This window comes from Methylovulum psychrotolerans (assembly GCF_002923755.1).
GTDB classification, from domain to species: domain Bacteria; phylum Pseudomonadota; class Gammaproteobacteria; order Methylococcales; family Methylomonadaceae; genus Methylovulum; species Methylovulum psychrotolerans.
This window is the reverse complement of record NZ_PGFZ01000003.1, coordinates 171,885-194,611: the sequence shown is the minus strand read 5'-3', so window position 1 is coordinate 194,611 and position 22,727 is coordinate 171,885. Positions and strand designations below refer to the sequence as shown.

At 54.2% G+C, this 22,727-nt stretch carries 11 protein-coding genes, 2 tRNA genes and 3 rRNA genes; 6 read left to right on the top strand and 10 right to left on the bottom strand.

The window, feature by feature from the left end; translation table 11 throughout:
- Positions 1 to 3 precede the first annotated feature (3 nt).
- The 7 genes from rrf to recD all read right to left on the bottom strand — a co-directional run bounded on the left by rrf (position 4) and on the right by recD (position 8,735).
- Positions 4 to 119, bottom strand: a 5S ribosomal RNA gene (gene rrf, locus AADEFJLK_RS08910).
- A gap of 129 nt (positions 120 to 248) precedes the next feature.
- Positions 249 to 3,129, bottom strand: a 23S ribosomal RNA gene (locus AADEFJLK_RS08905).
- Between the two features lie 334 nt (positions 3,130 to 3,463).
- A tRNA-Ala gene (locus tag AADEFJLK_RS08900) sits at positions 3,464 to 3,539 on the bottom strand.
- Positions 3,540 to 3,583: 44 nt separating this feature from the next.
- Positions 3,584 to 3,660, bottom strand: a tRNA-Ile gene (locus AADEFJLK_RS08895).
- Between the two features lie 63 nt (positions 3,661 to 3,723).
- Positions 3,724 to 5,255, bottom strand: a 16S ribosomal RNA gene (locus AADEFJLK_RS08890).
- Together the 16S, 23S and 5S rRNA genes with 2 tRNA genes alongside form the textbook arrangement of a ribosomal RNA operon.
- 569 nt (positions 5,256 to 5,824) lie before the next feature.
- On the bottom strand, positions 5,825 to 7,027 hold the full coding sequence (gene tyrS / locus AADEFJLK_RS08885; RefSeq protein WP_103973995.1) for a tyrosine--tRNA ligase: 1,203 nt from the start codon (positions 7,025 to 7,027) through the stop codon (positions 5,825 to 5,827).
- A 70-nt stretch (positions 7,028 to 7,097) separates the two neighbouring features.
- Complete coding sequence (gene recD, locus AADEFJLK_RS08880) at positions 7,098 to 8,735, bottom strand: exodeoxyribonuclease V subunit alpha (protein ID WP_103973994.1); 1,638 nt, start codon at positions 8,733 to 8,735, stop codon at positions 7,098 to 7,100.
- A 421-nt stretch (positions 8,736 to 9,156) separates the two neighbouring features.
- On the opposite strand from recD, the gene AADEFJLK_RS08870 reads away from it, so the two are divergent.
- Complete coding sequence (locus AADEFJLK_RS08870; RefSeq protein ID WP_103973993.1) at positions 9,157 to 9,501, top strand: hypothetical protein; 345 nt, start codon at positions 9,157 to 9,159, stop codon at positions 9,499 to 9,501.
- Here AADEFJLK_RS08870 and nirJ read toward each other — a convergent pair.
- A complete protein-coding gene (gene nirJ, locus AADEFJLK_RS08865) occupies positions 9,482 to 10,630 on the bottom strand; it encodes a heme d1 biosynthesis radical SAM protein NirJ (protein ID WP_103973992.1) in 1,149 nt (382 codons plus the stop codon). The two genes, AADEFJLK_RS08870 and nirJ, sit on opposite strands and share 20 nt — an antisense overlap.
- A 150-nt stretch (positions 10,631 to 10,780) precedes the next feature.
- A complete protein-coding gene (gene mutM / locus AADEFJLK_RS08860) occupies positions 10,781 to 11,596 on the bottom strand; it encodes a bifunctional DNA-formamidopyrimidine glycosylase/DNA-(apurinic or apyrimidinic site) lyase (protein ID WP_103973991.1) in 816 nt (271 codons plus the stop codon).
- A 1,123-nt stretch (positions 11,597 to 12,719) separates the two neighbouring features.
- Here mutM and AADEFJLK_RS08855 point away from each other — a divergent pair.
- Positions 12,720 to 14,774 carry an acyltransferase family protein gene (locus AADEFJLK_RS08855; RefSeq protein WP_088619580.1) on the top strand — a complete coding sequence of 685 codons (2,055 nt, stop codon included), beginning with the start codon at positions 12,720 to 12,722 and terminating at the stop codon, positions 14,772 to 14,774.
- Positions 14,775 to 15,051: 277 nt separating this feature from the next.
- Positions 15,052 to 16,050 carry an SGNH/GDSL hydrolase family protein gene (locus AADEFJLK_RS08850; RefSeq protein ID WP_146054546.1) on the top strand — a complete coding sequence of 333 codons (999 nt, stop codon included), beginning with the start codon at positions 15,052 to 15,054 and terminating at the stop codon, positions 16,048 to 16,050.
- A 58-nt stretch (positions 16,051 to 16,108) separates the two neighbouring features.
- Here the strand turns inward: AADEFJLK_RS08850 and pmbA are convergent, their stop codons facing one another.
- Positions 16,109 to 17,440: a metalloprotease PmbA gene (pmbA, locus tag AADEFJLK_RS08845; protein ID WP_103973989.1), complete on the bottom strand. Its 1,332-nt coding sequence runs from the start codon at positions 17,438 to 17,440 to the stop codon at positions 16,109 to 16,111.
- 335 nt (positions 17,441 to 17,775) lie between these two features.
- Between pmbA and AADEFJLK_RS08840 the strand changes: the two genes are divergently transcribed.
- The 3 genes from AADEFJLK_RS08840 to AADEFJLK_RS08830 all read left to right on the top strand — a co-directional run bounded on the left by AADEFJLK_RS08840 (position 17,776) and on the right by AADEFJLK_RS08830 (position 22,409).
- A complete protein-coding gene (locus tag AADEFJLK_RS08840; protein WP_103973988.1) occupies positions 17,776 to 18,375 on the top strand; it encodes an FHA domain-containing protein in 600 nt (199 codons plus the stop codon).
- A 444-nt stretch (positions 18,376 to 18,819) separates the two neighbouring features.
- Complete coding sequence (locus AADEFJLK_RS08835) at positions 18,820 to 20,952, top strand: serine/threonine protein kinase (RefSeq protein WP_146054545.1); 2,133 nt, start codon at positions 18,820 to 18,822, stop codon at positions 20,950 to 20,952.
- Positions 20,949 to 22,409, top strand: a complete 1,461-nt coding sequence (locus AADEFJLK_RS08830) for a polysaccharide deacetylase family protein (protein WP_103973986.1) — start codon at positions 20,949 to 20,951, stop codon at positions 22,407 to 22,409. The genes AADEFJLK_RS08835 and AADEFJLK_RS08830 overlap by 4 nt, the downstream gene beginning before the upstream one ends.
- Positions 22,410 to 22,727 lie beyond the last annotated feature (318 nt).

The window sequence follows — 22,727 nt, the reverse complement described above, 5'->3', positions numbered from 1 at the left end:
GGAGCTTGGCGATTCCCTACTTTCGCATGGCAAACTGCCACACTATCATCGGCGCTAAGCGGTTTCACTTCCGAGTTCGGGATGGGGTCGGGTGGTTCACGCTCGCTATGGTCACCAAGCAATTCGGTGCGCCTGGGGGGCTGCCCCCAAGCTGTGCGGGGGGCTTGCGCCCGCCGCCGGAAACCTGTAAAGTTTTTGTTCGCATTAAGAAAGCGCAGGCCTTAGGCCACAAACCCATTGGGTGTTATAAGGTCAAGCCTCACGGGCAATTAGTACACGTTAGCTGCACGCATTACTGCGCTTCCACACCGTGCCTATCAACGTCGTAGTCTCCGACGGCCCTTCAGGGGACTTTAAGTCCCGGGGAGATCTCATCTTGGGAGGGGCTTCCCGCTTAGATGCTTTCAGCGGTTATCCTGTCCGCACGTAGCTACCCAGCAATGCCCTTGGCAGGACAACTGGAACACCAGCGGTGCGTCCACTCCGGTCCTCTCGTACTAGGAGCAGCTTCCCTCAAATCTCCAACGCCCACGGCAGATAGGGACCGAACTGTCTCACGACGTTCTGAACCCAGCTCGCGTACCACTTTAAATGGCGAACAGCCATACCCTTGGGACCTGCTTCAGCCCCAGGATGTGATGAGCCGACATCGAGGTGCCAAACACCGCCGTCGATATGAACTCTTGGGCGGTATCAGCCTGTTATCCCCGGAGTACCTTTTATCCGTTGAGCGATGGCCCTTCCATACAGAACCACCGGATCACTATGACCTACTTTCGTACCTGCTCGACTTGTCCGTCTCGCAGTCAAGCACCCTTATGCCATTGCACTCATCGCCTGATTTCCGACCAGGCTGAGGGTACCTTCGTGCTCCTCCGTTACTCTTTGGGAGGAGACCGCCCCAGTCAAACTACCCACCAGACACTGTCCCCAGCCCGGATGACGGGCCCAGGTTAGAACTCCAAACAAACCAGGGTGGTATTTCAAGGTCGGCTCCGCCAGGACTGGCGTCCCGGTTTCGATGCCTCCCACCTATCCTACACAAATCGGTTCAAAGTCCAGTGTCAAGCTATAGTAAAGGTTCACGGGGTCTTTCCGTCTAGCCGCGGGGACGCTGCATCTTCACAGCGATTTCAATTTCACTGAGTCTCGGCTGGAGACAGTGTGGCCATCGTTACGCCATTCGTGCAGGTCGGAACTTACCCGACAAGGAATTTCGCTACCTTAGGACCGTTATAGTTACGGCCGCCGTTTACTGGGGCTTCGATCAAGAGCTTCGCTTGCGCTGACCCCATCAATTAACCTTCCAGCACCGGGCAGGCGTCACACCCTATACTTCCACTTTCGTGTTTGCAGAGTGCTATGTTTTTGCTAAACAGTCGCAGCCACCAATTTTTTGCAACCTGTTGGGGCTCCACCCGCGTGGGGCTTCACCTTACAGGCATACCTTATCCCGAAGTTACGGTATCATTTTGCCTAGTTCCTTCAGCCGAGTTCTCTCAAGCGCCTTAGAATTCTCATCCCACCCACCTGTGTCGGTTTACGGTACGGCTGCCCATAACCTGAAGCTTAGAGGTTTTTCTTGGAAGCATGGCATCCATCACTTGCGCCCCTAAGGGCTTCGCCATCACGCCTCGGAATTGTAGCCCCCCGGATTTGCCTAAGGGGCCTTCCTACACGCTTAGACCGGCACTTCCAACCGCCGGCTGATGTAGCCTTCTCCGTCCCCCCATCGCAGTTATGGCCAGTACAGGAATATTAACCTGTTTTCCATCGGCTACGCCTTTCGGCCTCGCCTTAGGCACCGACTCACCCTGCGTCGATTAGCGTTGCGCAGGAAACCTTGGGTTTTCGGCGAGGGAGTTTTTCACTCCCTTTGTCGTTACTCATGTCAGCATTCGCGCTTCCGATACCTCCAGCCAACTTCCCAGTTGACCTTCGCAGGCGTACGGAACGCTCCTCTACCACCGCGCATTGCGCGGTCCGTAGCTTCGGTACTAGGCTTAGCCCCGGTAAATCTTCCGCGCAAGCCGACTCGACCAGTGAGCTATTACGCTTTCTTTAAAGGATGGCTGCTTCTAAGCCAACCTCCTGGCTGTCTGTGCCTTCTCACATCGTTTCCCACTGAGCCTAGATTTTGGGACCTTAGCTGACGGTCTGGGCTGTGTCCCTTTCCACGACGAACCTTATCACCCGCCGTGTGTCTCCCGTGCTCAAACTTGTTGGTATTCGGAGTTTGCATCGGGTTGGTAAATCTAGACGACCCCCTAGCCGAAACAGTGCTCTACCCCCAACAGTCATACACGAGGCGCTACCTAAATAGCTTTCGAGGAGAACCAGCTATCTCCGAGCTTGATTAGCCTTTCACTCCGAGCCACAGCTCATCCCCATCTTTTTCAACAGATGTGGGTTCGGCCCTCCAGTCAGTATTACCTGACCTTCAGCCTGGCCATGGCTAGATCGCCCGGTTTCGGGTCTAATCCCAGCGACTGAACGCCCTGTTCAGACTCGCTTTCGCTACGCCTCCCCTATTCGGTTAAGCTTGCCACTGAGATTAACTCGCTGACCCATTATACAAAAGGTACGCAGTCACCTAACAAAGTAGGCTCCCACTGCTTGTACGCATACGGTTTCAGGGTCTATTTCACTCCGGTCTCCCCGGTTCTTTTCGCCTTTCCCTCACGGTACTGGTTCACTATCGGTCAGTAAGGAGTATTTAGCCTTGGAGGATGGTCCCCCCATATTCGGACAGGGTTTCACGTGCCCCGCCTTACTCGTTTTCACATATACAGGTTTTCGTGTACGGGGCTATCACCCTGTATCGCCGGACTTTCCAGACCGTTCCACTAACAATGTACATACTTAAGGGCTAATCCCCGTTCGCTCGCCGCTACTAAGGGAATCTCGGTTGATTTCTTTTCCTCCGGGTACTTAGATGTTTCAGTTCCCCGGGTTCGCTTCCCGCCACTATGTATTCATGGCGGGATACCCTTGCGGGTGGGTTGCCCCATTCGGAGATCCGCGGATCAAAGTTTGTTTGCAAACTCCCCGCGGCTTATCGCATGCTACAACGTCCTTCATCGCCTCTTACTGCCTAGGCATCCACCGTATGCGCTTATTCGCTTGACCTTATAACCCCAATGGGTCTGTTTGCCGCCGCCCCTGGGGGCGGCGCAGATATCGGGGCATGAGGCCGAGCCTGTCGCTCGTTCTTAATGCTTTTGGTGCGGCGCGCCGCTAAGCGTGCCGCGTTTACAGATTTCCGTGTTGTTAAAGAGCGGTGGCTTTCGCCAAGTTTCATCGGTTTTCACCAATCCTATAAGGCCTTTTCCCGCCGCTGGTGCGGCAAAACCGTATAGGGTTGGCCTGCGTGGGCCATGCCCCGCCACGCCTGTCGGGCGCGTCCGTTTTTTTGTTTTGTGTTATGCTGTACCCTGCCGTACCCTGACCGCCGGTAACCCGGTGGTGGAGCCAAGGAGGATCGAACTCCTGACCTCCTGCGTGCAAGGCAGGCGCTCTCCCAGCTGAGCTATGGCCCCGTGGGGTGTGGCATCCAGGCCCTGGCACTGCCGTCTGGCGGCGGTGGTGGGCCTGGGAGGATTTGAACCTCCGACCTCACCCTTATCAGGGGTGCGCTCTAACCAACTGAGCTACAGGCCCAAGGCTCATACCGTTTTGACCGAAATAATGTGTTGTGGGCGCTCATGGCGGCCTGCGCCTTTGTAAGGAGGTGATCCAGCCCCAGGTTCCCCTAGGGCTACCTTGTTACGACTTCACCCCAGTCATGAATCACAAAGTGGTCAGCGCCCCCCCGAAGGTTAGACTACCGACTTCTTTTGCAACCCACTCCCATGGTGTGACGGGCGGTGTGTACAAGGCCCGGGAACGTATTCACCGCGGCATTCTGATCCGCGATTACTAGCGATTCCGACTTCATGCAGTCGAGTTGCAGACTGCAATCCGGACTAAGACCGGCTTTCTGGGATTGGCTCACTTTCGCAAGTTCGCAGCCCTCTGTACCGGCCATTGTAGCACGTGTGTAGCCCTACCCATAAGGGCCATGATGACTTGACGTCGTCCCCACCTTCCTCCGGTTTATCACCGGCAGTCTCCCTAGAGTTCCCGGCATGACCCGCTGGCAACTAAGGATAAGGGTTGCGCTCGTTACGGGACTTAACCCAACATTTCACAACACGAGCTGACGACAGCCATGCAGCACCTGTCTCTAAGTTCCCGAAGGCACCCCCGCGTCTCCGCAGGGTTCTTAGGATGTCAAGGGTAGGTAAGGTTCTTCGCGTTGCATCGAATTAAACCACATGCTCCACCGCTTGTGCGGGCCCCCGTCAATTCATTTGAGTTTTAACCTTGCGGCCGTACTCCCCAGGCGGTCAACTTATCGCGTTAGCTTCGCCACTTACCCCATAATTGGGGCCAACGGCTAGTTGACATCGTTTACGGCGTGGACTACCAGGGTATCTAATCCTGTTTGCTACCCACGCTTTCGTACCTCAGCGTCAGTTTGGGTCCAGGGAGTCGCCTTCGCCACTGGTGTTCCTTCAGATCTCTACGCATTTCACCGCTACACCTGAAATTCCACTCCCCTCTACCTAACTCTAGCCCGCCAGTTTCAAATGCCGTTCCCAGGTTGAGCCCGGGGCTTTCACATCTGACTTAACGGGCCGCCTACGCACGCTTTACGCCCAGTAATTCCGATTAACGCTTGCACCCTCCGTATTACCGCGGCTGCTGGCACGGAGTTAGCCGGTGCTTTTTCTATGGGTAATGTCAGTCTGCCGGGTATTCGCCGGCAGGAGTTCCTCCCCATTAAAAGTGCTTTACAACCCTCAGGCCTTCTTCACACACGCGGTATTGCTGGATCAGGCTTGCGCCCATTGTCCAATATTCCCCACTGCTGCCTCCCGTAGGAGTCTGGGCCGTGTCTCAGTCCCAGTGTGGCTGATCATCCTCTCAGACCAGCTATGGATCGTCGCCTTGGTAGGCCTTTACCCCACCAACTAGCTAATCCAACATAGGCTCATCCTATAGCGCGAGGCCCGAAAGTCCCCCGCTTTCCCCCTTGGGGCGTATGCGGTATTAGCGTGGGTTTCCCCACGTTATCCCCCACTACAGGGCAGATTCCTATGCGTTACTCACCCGTCCGCCACTCTCATTGCCGAAGCAACTACTCGTCCGACTTGCATGTGTTAAGCATACCGCCAGCGTTCAATCTGAGCCATGATCAAACTCTTCAGTTTAAATCAGCTTTGCCACTTAATAAGATAAGCGGCCAATCTTGGTCCCGACAGAAAACTAAACGTAAATTTTGAATTGACGTGTTGTCTTGTATCGGCTATTTTATTGCGCAATAGCCGCCACAAGCACCCACACACATTATTTCGATCCGGTCTGTTAAAGAGCGTCGGGGCTGTCACCCCGGCTAAGTCCGACTATTATACAGAGCCAAACCAGCTTGTCAAATCTTTTTTTTCGTGCCGTTTTGAAGCAGGCTTCAAAACGGCACCGGGGCAACCATCCCGCCCCTTTTCCGCCCCGTGGGGCGCTTCACGTTTCCGGTGAAGAGCCGACTATTATACTGACTTCCCCCCGTCCGTCAAACCCTTTCGCTATTTATTTCTTTAGCACCCTATATTTTCCTGCCAACGCATTGCATTAGCGTTGTTTTTTAAAGACTTTCTATTACTAATTAATTTAACTGCCGTCCGGCAAGCCCTGCCGCAACTGCGCCCTGAATCTGCCTAAAAAATAACGCCCCATTAGGTCACGCGGGGCGATTGATTGCCGCAACGCTTGCCGTATTGGGTTTTTAGCGGGAAGCCGTCAGTTTAATCTTGGCGAATTTGCGTTTGCCGACTTGGTAGACATGCTCGCTATTAACGGCAATCTCCAATTTAGTATCGGAAACCTTTTCGCCATCAAGCTTAACCGCGCCTTGGTTAATCATGCGGATGGCCTCGGAGGTGCTGGCGGTCAGGCCGGCATCCCTTAATATAGCCGTAATGGCGTAGCCTTCGCCCACTACGGTTAATTCCACCTCTTCTATATCATCCGGTATCGCCCCACGTTGGAAGCGGGCTTCGAAATTGTCCAAGGCTTTAACGGCAGCCGCTTCATCATGGAAGCGGGCAATGATTTCTTGCGCCAGCTTGACTTTATAATTGCGTGGATTAGCCCCGTCTTTACAGTCTTGTGCCCATTGGTTAATCTCGCTCATCGGCCTAAAGCTGAGCAATTCAAAATAACGCCACATCAGTTCATCGGAAATGGACATGATTTTGCCGAACATATCATCCGCCGCGTCAGCGATACCGATATAGTTATTTAAAGATTTGGACATTTTTTGCACACCGTCCAAGCCTTCAAGAATCGGCATGGTCAGCACCACTTGCGGCTTTTGCCCGTAGATTTCCTGTAAATGCCGCCCCATCAATAAGTTAAACTTTTGGTCAGTCCCGCCCAGCTCAACATCGGCCTTCATGGCAACGGAGTCATAGCCTTGTATTAAGGGGTATAAAAACTCATGGATGGCAATGGCTTGCCCGCCTTTAAAGCGTTTGTTGAAATCGTCGCGTTCGAGCATTCTGGCGACGGTGTGCTTGGCGGCGAGTTGGATAAACTCGGCGGGCGACATGGCGTTCATCCAAGTGGAGTTGAACATGACTTGGGTTTTGTCAGGGTCGAGGATTTTAAATATCTGTTCCTGATAGGTTTGGGCGTTCGCCAACACCGCTTCGCGGGTCAGCGGTTTGCGGGTGACGTTTTTGCCGGTCGGGTCGCCGATCATGCCGGTGAAGTCGCCGATCAGAAACAGTACTTCATGACCCAAATCTTGGAATTGTTTGAGCTTGTTGATGAGTACCGTATGGCCTAGGTGTAGGTCAGGGGCGGTCGGGTCGAAGCCCGCCTTAATCCGCAAGGGCCTGCCTTCAGCCAGTTTCTTAACCAGTTCCGCTTCGACCAGCACCTCATCAGCGCCCCTTAAAATTGTTGCCAATACATCCGCTTGCAATGCCTTTCTCCAAACTTGTCTTTGATAAATGTCGCCATTATAAAGTTAATGCGCGGCGGCTTTGAAAAAATTAACGCGCCCCATCCTGAAACTTTGCCACTAATCCAGTGACCCGCGCCACTTTTTGGGCAATGGCCTGCATCCAGAGGGCTTTATCGGCCACTATTTTCACAGTGGTTTTGGCGCGGGTGATGGCGGTGTACAGCAGTTCTTTGGTCAGCACCGGATTAATGGCTTCCGGCAGGACAACCAGCACTTGGGCAAATTCCGAACCTTGGCTTTTGTGGATGGTCATGGCGTAAACGGTCTCGCAGGGCGGGACGCGGGCGGGCAGGTACTTTTTGACGCTGCCATCGGCGCGTTGGAAGTACACCATGAGCTTGCCCTGTTGCCCCTGATCCGGCAAACATAAGCCGATGTCACCATTATAGAGCTGTAAAGCGGCGTTATTTTGCGTCACCATAATAGGCCGCCCGACATACCATAAACCCGTAACATGGATATGGCGTTGCTCGGCGAGCTTTTGTTCAATCCGCTGATTAAGGTCAGCGACGCTGTGCTTGCCTTGGCGGTTGGCGCACAAAACCTGAAATTGGCTAAATTGCTGGTAAAGGGTAGGAAAATCCGCGCCGCTGTGCAGTAACTGCAAATAAGTACGGTATTGGGCGGCGGCATAGCTAATCGGGTCTTCGCTTAACAGCAGACAAGCCGGGTCGCCTTGCTGCAATACCTGCCAAGCCTGCTCGGCCTCTTGCTGGTTGACGGCATCCGCCAAGCGTTTAATCACGCCACCAAAGCGGTGCGAGGTTTGCAGCTCTAAGGTTTGTTCAGGCAGGCTATGGGTCATGTCTGCCAGCACCGCACCGGATTCGACCGAGGCCAACTGGTCTTTATCGCCTAATAAGATTAGCCGCGCTGAGGGCTTAAGGGCATCCACCAACTTGCTCATTAAGGCCAAATCGACCATAGAGGCTTCGTCAACCACCACCAAATCATAAATTAACGGCTGTTGGGCGTGGTGGCGGAAATACGGTGACGGCGGCCTTGCGCCTAACAGGCGGTGCAGCGTGGTGACAGTTTCGGGAATCTGGTTTTTTATCGCTTCGGAACAGGGCAAATCGGCCTTGCGGCTACCGATGGACTCTTGCAGGCGCATCGCCGCCTTACCTGTCGGGGCGGCTAAAGCGATTAATAAGGGCTGCGCCGCCAGTTCTTGCAGCACCGCGAGGATTTTCACCACAGTCGTGGTCTTACCCGTACCCGGCCCGCCGGTAATGATGCTAAAGGGTTGCTTAACCGCAACATTGGCGGCTTCGCGCTGCCAGTCGATAGCGTCCGATAACGGCGGAAAATACTGCGCCAGCAAACTATCGAGCCGCGCCGGAGCAGGCGTGGCATTAGCCATCATGGCCTTAAGCTGCCCGGCCAAGCGTTGTTCGTACTGCCAATAACGCTGTAGATACAGGCGGTTTTGCTCCACCACCAAAGGCCGCCCGCCTTCATCATCCGCCAAACCGGAAGCCACCACCAGCGCTTGCTCAGCCGCGCTAATGGCAATGCAGTTATGGCCTTGGTTCTGCTCGTAAGACAAGCGGATCAGCAATTTTTCAAAGGCTGGCCGCTGGCTGTCTTCTAGGCGGCTACGCTGGCTAAGGAAACGCGCGAACGCGCTGTCTAGGCGGGTATAGGGTTGGTTTTCTAGGCTCATGTTATTAACTGATGTTACGCAGTCATTTTTGCGATATTGAAAAATGTAGCGATGAGTCGCTATCGCGACGTTTTTTAATCGGGTTCTCGCACCCGAAGGCGAGATACTTTCTTTTGCTCCGCCAAAAGAAAGTATCCAAAGAAAAGGCGGCCCGGTTACCGCTTCTTCCTGCGCTCCTCGGTTTTGTCGGGGGTCGGCAGAGTGGGCTCCTGCCCACCTGCCGACGCGCGGCATCCCTGCCGCGCCCCTTCGGGCTGATCCCGACAAAACCTGCGGTGCTCGGCGCGGCAAACGGGGGGTAAAGCGACGTTACTGCGTAACGTCAGTTATTTTATCTATCATCAGGCGGCAGGCTCTACTTGCCAGCGGCGGGTTTTTCAGGAAGAATCCCCACTAAAAAACCCGTAATTAAGGAGGCTCCATGACTGAATCCCGCTTTAACCCCGCCAAACCTTTTGCCGTGACGGCCATTTGCATTATCGGCCTGATTAACGCCATCCAAATCCTGAATGTGCTGCTGTCGCCTATGGTCAAGCAACTAGGGGCTTTTTATCCGCTGTATTTCGGCACTTCGGCATTAATTAGCCTAGCCTGCATTATCGGCTTATGGTTGTTACGCCGCTGGGCGGCCTTGACCTATATATTGGTACTGCTGGGCAACCAAGCCGTTTTGCTGTCTATGGGCTTATGGGAACCGACCGCCTTGGTCGTGCCCATTGTGATTATCGGCGTAATCCTTCGGCACTTTAAACAGTTGCGGGACTGATCTCGTCATCACTCAAATAGCAGCCCGGATCCTCCGCCCAAACATTGCCGGTCGTCTGCATCGCCCTGACGCGGGTGTTGCCGTTGCAAATCGCCTGATAATGGCAAGTGCCGCACCGCCCTTCCAAGGGCCTAGGCTGGCTCTTCAGCCCCGCCATAACAGGGTCTGACACATCTTGCCATAATTCTGAAAACGGGCGTTTTTTGACATTGCCCAAATCATAATGCCACCAAAAGGTATCGGGGTGGACGTTGCCGAGGTTGTCGATATTGGCGACGTTGACCCCAGAGGCATTGCCGCCCCATTGCATCAGCTTGGCTTGGATATGTTCGGCTTGTTCCGGGAAGCGGCGGCGCACCCAGTGTAAGAAGTACACGGCATCGGCATCGTTATTGCCCGTGACGAATTCGCGGTCTTTACCCGCCGCCAACCAAGCGTAACAAGTCTCGAACAACAAATCCATCGCCGTGCGGGTACGCGCAAAATGGGCATCGTCTTTGCGGTTCCGGTTACCGCGCCCGCCGTAGTTCAAATGCGACAGATAAAATTTGTCGATGTCATGGTCATCCATCAGCTGCAACAGGGCGGGGAAATCGTGATAATTGTCTTGGGTTAAGGTATAGCGTATGCCGACCTTAATGCCCTTGTCCAAACATAACTCTACCCCACGCAGGGCTTCGTCAAACGATCCCGCCACCCGCCGGAACGCATCATGCGTACTTTTAATGCCATCCAGACTAACGCCGATATACTGATAATTCATCTCGGCAATTTCATCGATATTATCTTTAGAGATTTTCGTGCCGTTGCTGGACAGGGCGACATAAAAGCCCATCGCTTTAGCGCGGCGGGAGATAGCAAAAATGTCAGGATGCAGCAACGGCTCGCCCCCGGACAAAATCAGCACCGGGACTTTAAAGGCTTTCAGGTCGTCCATCACCGTGTAAATCTCCGGTGTGGTCAACTCGCCCGGAAAATCAATATCCGCCGAAGTGGTGTAGCAATGCTTACAGGTCAGGTTACAACGGCGGATCAGATTCCAAATCACTACCGGGGCGGCGGGCTTACGGGCCGGTTTAAGCGGGGTCGGCGCGATAAGCTCGCGCATATACTGGCTGAGTCTGAACATAAAGGGTATTAAGATAAGTTTGCCAAGGACGGGTAAGGCCACCTTACCCTACATCGTTACCATTATACATGAGCCGATAAGGCAAACTGAGGAATGGGCTTTAAATAAGAGGGTGCGGGCAAAATGCCCGCACGCCCAAAAGGGCTACCCTTAGCGTTGGCAAGCCTGACAAAACACCGTCGTCCGGTTCGCCAAGCGGATCTCCAGCAAGTCTTGTCCACAGCGCAGACAAGGCGAGCCACCCCGTCCATATACCTTAAGCTGCTGTTTAAAATAACCGGGCTTCCCCGTCTCATTAACAAAATTGCGCAAGGTCGTGCCGCCTTGGGTAATCGCCTGTTGCAGCACCTCACGGATACAGTCCGCTAAGGTTTCATAGTCGGCCAAGGCGATCGTACCCGCGTGCCGGGCCGGTAACAGCCCCGCCATAAACAAAGCCTCGTTAGCATAAATATTGCCCACACCGACAACGACATGGCTATCCATAATAAACGTTTTTACCGGAACTTTACGTTGCCTGGACACTTGATAGAGCAACATGCCGTTAAAGTCCGCCAGCAACGGCTCAGGCCCCAAATCCTTTAACAAGCTATGCGCCTCAGCGGGCTGGTCAGTCCACAGCATCGCGCCAAAGCGGCGTGGATCGTTAAAGCGCAACACCGTATCCTCGCCAAACACCAGATCAATATGGTCATGCTTTGCAGGCTCTACCTCGCTACTGACAATGCGCAAACTGCCCGACATGCCCAAATGCACCAGCAACGTGCCTGCGGCGGTGTGCAACAGCAAATACTTACCACGCCGACTGACCGATTGCACCGCCACGCCGATGAGCAATTCCGCCAGATTAGTCGGCACAGGCCAGCGCAACCGTCCGTCGCGGACCTGCACGGCGGTGATGGTACGGCCTTGGATATGGGGCGCAATGCCCCGACAAGTGGTTTCAACTTCGGGTAATTCGGGCATAAGTTAACACGCGATAATCGATTGCCGCGCCAGGCGGGATAATAGGCGCTTATTATGCCATTATAAGGACAAGCCAAGCACTTCTAAGTAACCGTGCAAATAACATCTGATGTTACGCGGTCATGCGCCTTACAATTCCTTCGCCAAGCAGGCCTTCTTTTAAAATCAGCCAGCTTTCTTATGGCTTGCCGCAAAATGTATTAAATAATTTTCTATTATTTATCAAATAGATAACAGCATTATATTGGTTTTTGTGAACAACTTCACAGCTTTTCTGGTTATAGTTAATTTTATTCGCTGTCCGGTTATTATATAGTACGCAAAACATTTTTAGGTTTGGCTCTATATGGGGTTTAAGGTCTTTTTACCGTTAATACCATATAGAGAGCCTTAGGCTTTATCCTTAGCGGGGATAAGCATTGCCGTTATGCTATGGCAGCTCGCGGTTTTTTTCTGCGGACGGTATAAGGGTATGCCAAGTAGCCCAACTGAAATAGCCTTAAAACGGCGTTTTTCATCGGCTTACCCAAGCCCAGTTACTGCAACGTTAGCGTTACTGGGATGGGAGTAATACCTTACCGCCGCCCATTAGCCGCTGTTTAGGAACGTGCATAAAATTAAGCAGACGTTCCATTGCGCCTCAGTGTGTTAAACCCCACCCCAGCCCTCACTGCCATTAAGTTAAGGATTTATTCTTTATATTTCAATAATGTAGATATTAAGAGCGTAGTAAGTTAATCCATTCGTGGTGAGCCTGTGTCGAACCATGGACGGATTAACCGCCCACCCTTCGACGACCATCGGAAGTCCCTGTGGGACAAGCTCCCCCACAAGGGGGGTCTGGGGACAGGCGAACGGTTAATCCTATCTTGTTGAAATTACAAGTGCAATTCCTTAACTTAATGGCAGTGACCCCAGCCCTTCCCTTCGCGCAGGGAAGGGGTAATGCCTTCCCCGTCGTACAGGCAGCAATCAGGGGAAAAAGCCACTCCCCCTGTCTTCTTCGGCTTCGCTCAGGGAACGCGGAGACTGGGAGAGGGTGTGCGTCTGTACAACAGATTTTATTTCATGCGCGTTTCTTAGCTGACCGCCCGATTTTACCAACCTCCTTACCCCCCAACTCATGAAACCATTACCGCCGCTGTCTTTGCTTATAGGCCTGTCTTGCCAAGATGCCGCCAAGCCCCCTGCATCCGCTTCGGGACATTTGGCCTATTTGGACGGTTTGCGGACGCTGGCCATTATTGCCGTGTTGGCCTATCACCAAGATAACGCTTGGTTGCCGGGCGGCTATTTGGGTGTGGAGGTTTTTTTTGTCATCAGCGGTTTTATCATCACCCGCCTGCTCCAGCAAGAATGGGCAAACGCCCGACACATCAATTTTCAGCGTTTTTACTGGCGGCGGTGGTTGCGGCTGTTCCCATCAATGCTGGCGATGGCCTTGGGGGTTTGGGTATGGCTGGTACTGTTCCATCCTAGCGATAGCCCGCAAATCCGCGCCGACCTGCCTTATGCCCTCAGCTTTACCGGCAACTTACATTACATCTTCAATCAGGTCTCCTATTTTGAAGGTATAGGACGGCCTCCGGTCTTTGAGCATTTGTGGTCGTTAGCGGTCGAATTCCAGTTTTACTTGCTCTGGCCGACCTTCTGCCTGTTGCTGTTCCGCTTGCCCACACGCTTGGCGGCACTCATGCTCGTGTTGGGCAGTTGGGGCAGTTATGCATGGATGGCGAGCCTGTATACGCCGGATGCGGATGCGTCGCGGCTTTATTTCGGCACCGACACGCGGGCGGGAGCTTTTCTGATCGGTGCGTTGGCGATGCTGGTATCGCAACATTGGCAACCCCGCCGCCGTGTCCAGATGGTGTCCGCTCCGATTGGGGCGGCGGCGTTTGGCGCGTTGGCGACAGCCTTGTACTTCTTGGAAGCCAATGACCCGCGCTTATATTCTGGTGGCTTTGCCGCCGTTGCTTTGCTCACTGGCGGGGTGATTATCCATTGCCATGCGAGTCATCGCTACGACCCTGTCCGGCTTATCTTAGGCAACCGCTTGACAGCGTGGCTAGGCAACCGTTCCTACAGCATTTATTTGTGGCATTGGCCGGTATTCTGTTTAAGCCTGCCGTGGGTGGATATACCTTTTGAAGGTAGCGAACTGTTTTTGTTACGGCTTGCGGTAACGTTAGCCTGTGCGGAAATTTGCCACCATCTGGTCGAAGAGCCGTTCCGCAAAGGCTTATTGGCGCGAACCTGGCAAGCGCTCAGCCAAGGCGATACCCTTCGCCGCTTGCAAGCGGCGGGCTTTTCCGGCTTGGCATTGGCCAGCACCGTCGGGGGCGGCTACTATCTGGTGCGCTCCACCGAAGCCGCCATACGCCAAGCCACTTCGGAAGTGTCCGAAGCCGCCAGTTTTGGCGAAGCACTGCCCATTCCGCAAGTGTTTGATGTGGTAACGGTAGGCAACACCCGCTTTAATAGCCGCTTGGGTACATTCCTTAACAGTGATTTTTCTATGCCGCCTGCCTTATTGGGGCCGACTATTCCGCCACCTGCGGGCGGCAATGCCGAAGAGGAGGAAGAGGACGATACGCCCGAATCTGTAACGGCGATGTGCGCTAACGCGGGGGGCAACACACGCCGAAAAGTCGTTTGGGAAAAAAATAACTCGAACGGTTATGTGACGCGTGTCCACACCAGCTCGAAAAAAAAACCGGCCATCCTGGCAATTGGCGATTCGGTGATGGTGGGCGCCGCCGCCGAATTGTTGCGGAAAATGCCCGGACTCATGCTTGATGCCAAAGTGGGCAGGCAGTTGGGCGATGCCCTGCAATTGTTGGACGGTACTTATACCCCCCAAGCGGACGGTACGGTGTTAATCCATCTCGGTAATAATGGGCCATTGAACAAAGCGCAAGTCGATAAACTGATTGGCCATCTGAAAAGTAACCAGCAACTGATTTTGGTCAATTTAAAACTGCCCCGCAATTACGAGTCGGCTAATAATCACCTGCTGGAAAAAGCCGCCCAACATGCGGGGGTTAAACTGCTTAACTGGCGCTCGGTAGGCTTGGCGGGCACGAAAATCTTTGCCGATGACGGCCTGCATCTGACCGGGAAAGGCATCAGGCTGTATACCGAAACCCTGCTCAAGGCCTTATGCGTCGCCAGTAAATAAGCCGCGCCAGAAATTCCGCTGCCCTTAAACGAATAAATACCTATAGCTTTCAGTTTGTTAAAACCGTTATCCGATGCGCAAGTTTTTCATAAAGCGGCCAATATGGCGTAGAATGGGCAATGAAGGCAAGCCGTAATAGCCACGCCCAAGCGTTTGGGCAGCAGTAGCGTTATTAATCGGCAAACGCCTATGTTTGGTGTTTGATGAAAAATCAGGCGACACCTGTCACTGCCCACCCGCAGCACCAGGGCTGTTGCCTAACGATGAGGTTTTAAAAATGACTGTTTTACCCCCTGTAGCCAAGACCCTGTCCGCTTTGGCATTCGTATCCGTTATCCTGACGGCGTGTTCCACTACCCCTCCGGCACCGGAAACAGACACGGCTAAATGGCTAGTGCCACAAAATAATGCCGCTAATGACCTGAATAATCCCGCCGCCGATGCCGATGCCGACCGGGGGGCGCAAGCCGCGGCCCGGTTGTTGGAAAAAGGCCCTATAAAAGTGCTAAGGCCCGCCGCCCCCTCCCATTACAACGATGAGCCGCTAGCGCGGCACAAATCCTATTCGGATGGTTCGTTAGCGCAGTTGGGCACAAACAAAATGGTCGCGTACGCGCCTATCAACAACAAGCGGGCGGACATTCACCTGCCCAATACTTACGCGGGTAAACGGCCCGTGCTGTTTATCGGCGACTCCCACTCCACCGCCGTATTTGGCGCGACGCTGACCAATTTGATCGAACAGGAAATTCCGGGGGCGCAAGTCACCGCCATTGCCAGTTGCGGCAGCTCCCCCGATTGGTGGCTGAACGGCAATAAGGCGACCCGTTGCGGGTTCTGGCGGCACAATGCCGACGGCAGCGAAGAAAAGGGCTTAAGGGGCATGACCCCGCAGGTTGACGAACTGTTAAGCTCGCTGCAACCGCAAACGGTTATCGTCGCCTTAGGGGCAAACCTGATCCCGCAACATCAGGAGGAGCGTATCCTCCAGACCGAAACCCTGATGCGGCAAGTCGCTGGCGCGGGCCGCCAATGTTTTTGGATAGGCCCGCCGGATGCGCGTAAATTCACTTCGGCGCAAACCGATGAAGTCTATGTCTTGCTGGACAGCTTAGCGCATAGCTATAACTGCCAGCTCATCGACAGCCGCAAATATACCCATTACCCCAGCAGCGGCAGGGATGGCCTGCATTACAGCGGCAAAGAAGGCGAAGCTATCGCCAGAAGCTGGGCGACCCAGATTTTCCAAAACCATCTCCAAAACGGGATACTATAAGACCGTTTGCCGTAGCTTTTCTGCGGAGTGCGGGCCGTTTTTGCCCGCACTCTCCTCATCATTCCCCCGCAATAGCCATTTTCTCCAGCAAGATTGACCCCGTACGGACATTGCCGCGATAGTCGATGTCGTTGCCGATGGCGACAATCTGCTTAAACATGTCTTTAAGATTGCCGGCGATGGTGATTTCTTCGACCGGATACTGGATCACGCCATTTTCTACCCAAAAGCCCGCCGCACCGCGCGAGTAATCGCCTGTGACCATGTTCACGCCCTGTCCCATCAGTTCAGTCACCAGCAACCCGGTATCGAGCAGCTTTAACATCGCGGTAAAATCCCCGCTGTTAGGGGTGATGCTCAGATTATGGACACCGCCCGCGTTACCCGTGCTTTGCAAGCCCAGCTTGCGGGCCGAATAAGTGCTTAACACATAGCCGCGCAAGATGCCGTCGCTGACCAAGTCGCGGGTTTGGGTAGCCACCCCTTCACCGTCGTAAGCGGCGCTGCCGAGTGCACCGATCAGATAAGGCTGTTCGTAAATATGCACAAAGTCGGGGAAAATTTGCGTGTCCAGCGCGTCCAACAAAAACGACGATTTGCGGTACAAATTGCCGCCGCTGATTGCGCCGATAAACGAGCCGAGCAAGCCGGAGGCGATTTCGGCACTGTACAGCACCGGACATTGGCGGGTGCTTAAGCTACGTGCCCCCAAGCGGCGTACCGTGCGCTCCCCGGCTTTCTGGCCGACGCTAAGTGCCGACTCCAGTAGAGCGGCGTTGCGGGCGACCGTGTACCAATAATCACGCTGCATACTGTCGCCGCGTTGCGCCAGAACCGAGCAGCTTAAGGAGTGGCGGGTAGAGGCATAGCCTTGTAGAAAGCCTTGGGTGTTGCCCAAGACCCGGACACCTTGGTGGCTATTGACGGACGCGCCTTCGGAGTTGCTGATTTCAGGATGAAAGCCCCGCGCCGCAGTTTCGCATTCGATAGCCAAAGCGATGGCTTGGTCAGCACCGAGTTGCCACGGGTGATAGACATCTAAGTCAGGGAATTGGGTTTGCTGAAGGGCGGGGTCAGGCAAGCCCGCATAATCGTCGGCACTGGTGTAACGGGCAATGCTGCACGCGGCGCTGACGGTTTCTTTGATGGATGCGGGCGACAGGTCGGTGGTGCTGGCCGAACCTTTGCGTTGGCCAAAATAGACGGTGATGCCTAAGCCTTGGTCACAATGGTGTTCGATGGTTTCGACATCGCCTAAACGCACCGACACCGATAGGCCGTTTTCTTGGCTCAGCCCCGCTTCGGCGGCACTCGCACCTTGTTGTGTCGCCTCGTCCAATAAGTTTTGGACAAGGTTTTTTAGCTCGTTAATGTGTTCTTGTGGTTGCACAGGTTGTCCTTATTCGACAATGGGGTTGCAGAGGTGTATTGGGCGCAAAATGGCAAGCGGCGAAGCTTAACCACTCAAAAGCCATATCATGGGGTTAGTCTGGCGATTTAGCAAGCCGCCCCTGGGCTTAACCGGGCTTATCTTAGCGCCATGGCCTAAACAGCGTAACCGCTATCGGCCCAAATGCCAAACCTAAGCCTTACTTGCCTCCCGACAAGAAGTTGTATCGGCTGAGCCAATAAACGTTAGCAGATGATTAACGGTAAGCCATGTAATTTGTTTAATTCTGTGTGATTTTAATTTATTATTAAGGTTATTCAAGTTGAGGGGGCGTTATGGCGTTAAAACGTTGTGATAATGGGCATTATTATGATGAAAATAAATATAGCGGTTGCCCATCCTGCGGTATACGCGATTTGGACATGGAAACCACCAAGCCGTTACGGTCGATGAATTGGCGGAACGCGTCGCTGGATGTCAGTGATGACGCACCGCCCGCCGATGCCGCACCCACCCGCCGCCGAAACGAGGCCAAACCGGAGCGGGAACTGGGCGTGACCCAAGCGTTTTGGTCGGCCAAGCTGGGTATTGATCCGGTGGTCGGCTGGCTGGTCTGTATTGAGGGGGCCGACAAAGGCCGGGATTACCGTATCCGTAGCGAACGCAACCTGATTGGACGCGATCCCAGCATGGATATTTGCATTAACGGCGACGCCACTATCTCTAGGGAAAAACACGCGGTCATCAGCTTTAACCCGAAAAAAAACGCGTTTCTTATTATTCCTGGAGATAGCCGCGGTTTGATTTATTTGAATGATGACGAAGTCGCCATGCCCACCGAGCTAAAGCCTTACGACACCATTGAATTGGGGCGGACAAAATTGCTGTTCGTGCCGTTTTGTGGCGTGCAGTTCCAATGGGCTAGCGAGGGGTAACGCCTGCTTAATCAGGTACACTGTAACTCGATCATCAAGTTTTTCATAAAGTCACCTCTAAATAGTGGGGAAGATTAGCGGAGAGCTAAGGCTTGTTAAGGTGGGCAACTCCCTCCCCTGATGGGGAGGGTTGGGGTGGGGAGAATAAAATCAATGACTTATGCTCATGGCTAAGAGATTTTAATCAGACTGTTTTTATTTCGTTTAATGAAAAAAGCCTTATTTAGATTCTCCCCACCCCATCCCTCCCCATCAGGGGAGGGGGACGGATTCCATTGCAAATTGTTGTTTTTACTTAATTAAAATACTAATCCAATATCTAGTGGCTAAGTTGCTTATTCTAATATTAAAAACTTGATGATCGAGTGTAAGCGCTGCACCAACAAAAAACCACGATCTTTTACCGGGCATTCAGACGCGCTTGCCCTAGGGAGCGAACAGGCAATGACAATAAACTGGGCGGTATTATGTCCTGGCTGTTTCCAGGACAAGGGCGGGGCCACCGTGTGCCCCCATTGTGGTTATGATGAAGCCCTCCGGCGCGGCCCGTTGGTTTTGCCGCATCGGACGCTGTTGCAGGGGCAGTATTTGCTCGGTGCGGTGCTGGGTAAACCGGGCGGTTTTGGCATTACTTATTTGGCGTTTGACACCCGTTTGGAAACCCTGGTGGCGATTAAAGAATATCTGCCTAGGGATTTGGCCGGACGCGAGACCGGTACCTTTACGGTCAGCCCCCATTCCCAAGATGACGGCCAGTTATTCCGCTTTGGCCTGGAACAATTTTTGAGCGAAGCCCGCACCTTGGCGAAGTTTGACCATGCCCATGTCGTGCGGGTGCGCAACGTGTTTGAGGAAAACGGCACGGCTTATTTAGTGATGGACTATTACGAAGGCATCAGCCTGGCGCAATACCTTGAAAAAAAAGGCCAGTTAGCCGAGCAAACAGCGGTCGATATTATGATGCCCATCCTTGATGGCCTGCGCGAAGTGCATCATAAAGGCTTTCTGCACCGCGACATCAAACCGCAAAACATTTATATCACCCACGATGGCCGACCGATTTTGTTGGATTTCGGCTCGGCGCGGGTGGCGATGGGCGAACACAGCAACACCTTATCGGTGGTGTTGACCCCCGGTTACGCGCCGTTTGAGCAATACCACCGCAAGGGTGAACAAGGCCCATGGACGGACATTTACGCCTGCGCCGCCGTGTTATACCAAATGCTCACCGGGCAGATCCCGCCGGAAGCCCCGGAACGCGCCGAGTACGATAGCCTGATCGCCCCCAAGACCTTGGTTCCCTCCCTGTCCGCACCGCTTAACCAAGCCATTATCGACGGTTTGGCGGTCAAGGCGCGGGGCAGGCCGCAAACCGCCCGCGACTTTCAGGAACGGCTGAGACCGCCAAGCCCCAACCTCAACCCCAGCACTAGCACCCAAACCGTTACGCCGCCCAATCCCAGCGGCTATGCGGGGTTTTGGCGGCGCTTTGCCGCCGCCCTCATTGATGGCGTGGTAGTTCTGATTATCAACGTGCTGGCCTATGTCGCCATTGCTGCCGGGGTGGTTTTCAGCGGTTTCAATGAGGCCATCATGAGCGTCAGCATCCTAGTTTGTGCCGTTAACTTGCAACTGAATTGGTTGTATTTTGCGGGTATGGAAAGCTCAGGTTATCAAGCCACACCCGGCAAATTGGCGGTAGGCCTCAAAGTCACCGACCTTAAGGGTCGGCGGCTTTCTTTTGCACGCGCCAGCGGGCGGTTTTTCGGCAAAATCGTCTCTTCGCTGACCTTAGGCATTGGCTTTTTAATGGCGGGCTTTACCCAACGCAAGCAAGCCCTGCACGACAAAATGGCCGGGTGCTTGGTGCTGGACAAAGCCGCGCCGCTGCTCCAAGCCACCCCTACCGCAACCGGCTTAACCGCGCCCGTTTGGCTAGGTATAGGCGGCGTTTTAGCACTGTCCGGCCTACTGTTTGTGATGGGGGCGAATAACGAACTCCGCCACCAGGCCGAACAAGCCGCCGCCTATACGCAAGAACAAGAGCTGGATCAAGAACAACGTGCCGAGCAAGCCGAACAGGCGCGGTTAATAGCGCAACGTGAAGCGCAAGCTGAGCAAGAGCGGCAGCAGCAAGTACAACGCGAATACCAAGCCGAGCAGGAACGGCTACAGGCGCAACGCGAAGCCCAAGCTGAACGGGAAAGCTCAAGGGAGGAGCCGTCTGGTGACACCAAAGATGCAGACATCCGCAAGGCCGAGCAACTGGCCGTCAATGTGGTCAACCGCTATTTTCAGGCCATGGGCAACGATACCGAAGCCGCCCTCAAACTATGGACTGATCCCCATAGCCGCAGCAAACTGGCCAAAGCCTTGGCGAATACTGAATCTGCCGAATTAGTCAGCCCGCCCAAGTTTTACGATTTTGTTCCCGGCCCTAAAGCACGCGTGTGGGTTGATGTTTGGGTACAAGCCAAAAGCGCCACTCCGGCGCAACGTTGGCGGGGGCTGATGATCTTAGAACTCGGCACTGACCGCTGGTTGATTGCTAAAAATGAATTGGTAGAGGTGCAATGAAGCATTTACACGGATTATTCACCGACGCGGCCAGCGTCGCCCGCTTAACCGCCTGTGGGCTAAGCTTACTGGGTTTGCCCGCCATTAGCCACGCAACTGCCGATGCGCCTGAGGCGGTGTTCATGGCGTTTTACCAACACATCGCCCGCCATGACTGCGCGGCGGCGGTGGCCTTAGCGGAAGGCTACACCCTAGCGGACTGCCAAAATGTGCAAAGCCTGACCCCGCCGCCCATGCCGAACAACATAATGGTCAGCCGCAACAACCGTATCACCTTTCAGACCCAACTGGACTACACCAACAAAAATCCGGCGGCAACCTATAGCTGCGACTATGCTGTCACCGTACAACGGCGGCAACAGTGGCGGGTGATCATGCCCGCCAAAGCCATTAAGACCTGCCTACCGTCCTCATCCGCCCCACTACCCTTAACGCCCGCCGAGCAATTGCCCGCACCGCCGCCGCAACAGGACGGGACGGCAGAGCAAGCCAAACCCGCCGCGCCGCCACCGCCCGCCCTGCCCGCTGCCCAAGCCAAACCGACCAACAGCCTGTTAGGCTTATGGCCCGCCGAAGTATTGCGCGGCAAGCCCGGCGAAGAGCGCATCACCCATCTCGCCAAACCGAACTTAGACCCGCCCGACTATCTCGAAGCACCGACAAAATTGCCCGCCTTGACTGAGGCGTGGCAACACTCCATCCGCCGGGTACGCTTACCCGCCGATAAACCGCTGGTTGCCCTGACCTTTGACCTGTGCGAACAAGCCGACGATGTGACGGGCTATGACCGCGACATCGTCAATTATTTGCGCGACCAACAAATCCCCGCGACTTTTTTTGCGGGCGGCAAATGGATGCGCTCGCACCCCGACAAAACCCAGCAATTGATGGCCGATCCGAATTTTGAGATCGGCAACCACGGCTGGACGCACGGTAACTTACGCGTCTTGGGCGGCCAAAAAATGCGTAACCAAATCACTTGGACGCAAGCCGAATATGCCATACAGCGGGATAACCTGAACGCCAAAGCCCAACAAGCCGGCTTGGCGGCACAGATGCAGCACATCCCCCATCAGCCCATGACCTTACGCTTCCCCTACGGCACTTGTAACAAGGCATCCTTAGAAGCGGTCAACGGCCTAGGCTTGGCAGCGATCCAATGGGATGTGGTCAGTGGCGATGCCGCCCCGCGCATCGCCCCGACCGTGCTGGCGAACGGGGTCATCCGGCAAGCCCGGAGCGGCTCGATTATCGTTTTCCACGCCAATGGCCGCGGCCACGGCACCGCGGCCGCATTACCGAAAATTGTCAGTGCTTTACAAGCCAAAGGCCTGCACTTTGTCACCGTCAGCCAATTACTGCAAGCAGGCAGCGTCGAAACTGTCCAAGACTGCTACGAAATGCGTCCTGGCGATAATCAGTATATTGACGCGAAATTTGGCGAAGGCACCCAGTAAGGAATGGGTAAGAATTAATTCAGGCAAACGCAAAGTGGGTGTGCATATATCTTTTAACACTCAACATTGGTATCTCTGTAACCCCCTCCCAACCTCCCCCTTGCCAGGGGGAGGGGCTTTTTTCCCCTAACTTTCGCCAGTACGACGGGGGAAGATGCTCCCTCCCCTGCGAAGGGGAGGGCTGGGGTGCTTACAAGTGTAGGTTTTTAAAAAGTGACGGGGCAAAGCGTTGAGAGTAAATTGATGAGTGTCATCAACATCCGTTTACCGAAGGTGCCGCCATGCCCCGCCATCCAGAACTATACCAATGGATCGACA

Coding starts and splice junctions, on each gene's coding strand:
- AADEFJLK_RS08850 (WP_146054546.1), top strand. CDS start 15,052: ATGACTGTTTTACCCCCTGTAGCCAAGACCCTGTCCGCTTTGGCATTC.
- mutM (WP_103973991.1), bottom strand. CDS start 11,596: ATGCCCGAATTACCCGAAGTTGAAACCACTTGTCGGGGCATTGCGCCC.
- AADEFJLK_RS08840 (WP_103973988.1), top strand. CDS start 17,776: ATGGCGTTAAAACGTTGTGATAATGGGCATTATTATGATGAAAATAAA.
- recD (WP_103973994.1), bottom strand. CDS start 8,735: ATGAGCCTAGAAAACCAACCCTATACCCGCCTAGACAGCGCGTTCGCG.
- AADEFJLK_RS08870 (WP_103973993.1), top strand. CDS start 9,157: ATGACTGAATCCCGCTTTAACCCCGCCAAACCTTTTGCCGTGACGGCC.
- AADEFJLK_RS08855 (WP_088619580.1), top strand. CDS start 12,720: ATGAAACCATTACCGCCGCTGTCTTTGCTTATAGGCCTGTCTTGCCAA.
- AADEFJLK_RS08830 (WP_103973986.1), top strand. CDS start 20,949: ATGAAGCATTTACACGGATTATTCACCGACGCGGCCAGCGTCGCCCGC.
- AADEFJLK_RS08835 (WP_146054545.1), top strand. CDS start 18,820: ATGACAATAAACTGGGCGGTATTATGTCCTGGCTGTTTCCAGGACAAG.
- nirJ (WP_103973992.1), bottom strand. CDS start 10,630: ATGTTCAGACTCAGCCAGTATATGCGCGAGCTTATCGCGCCGACCCCG.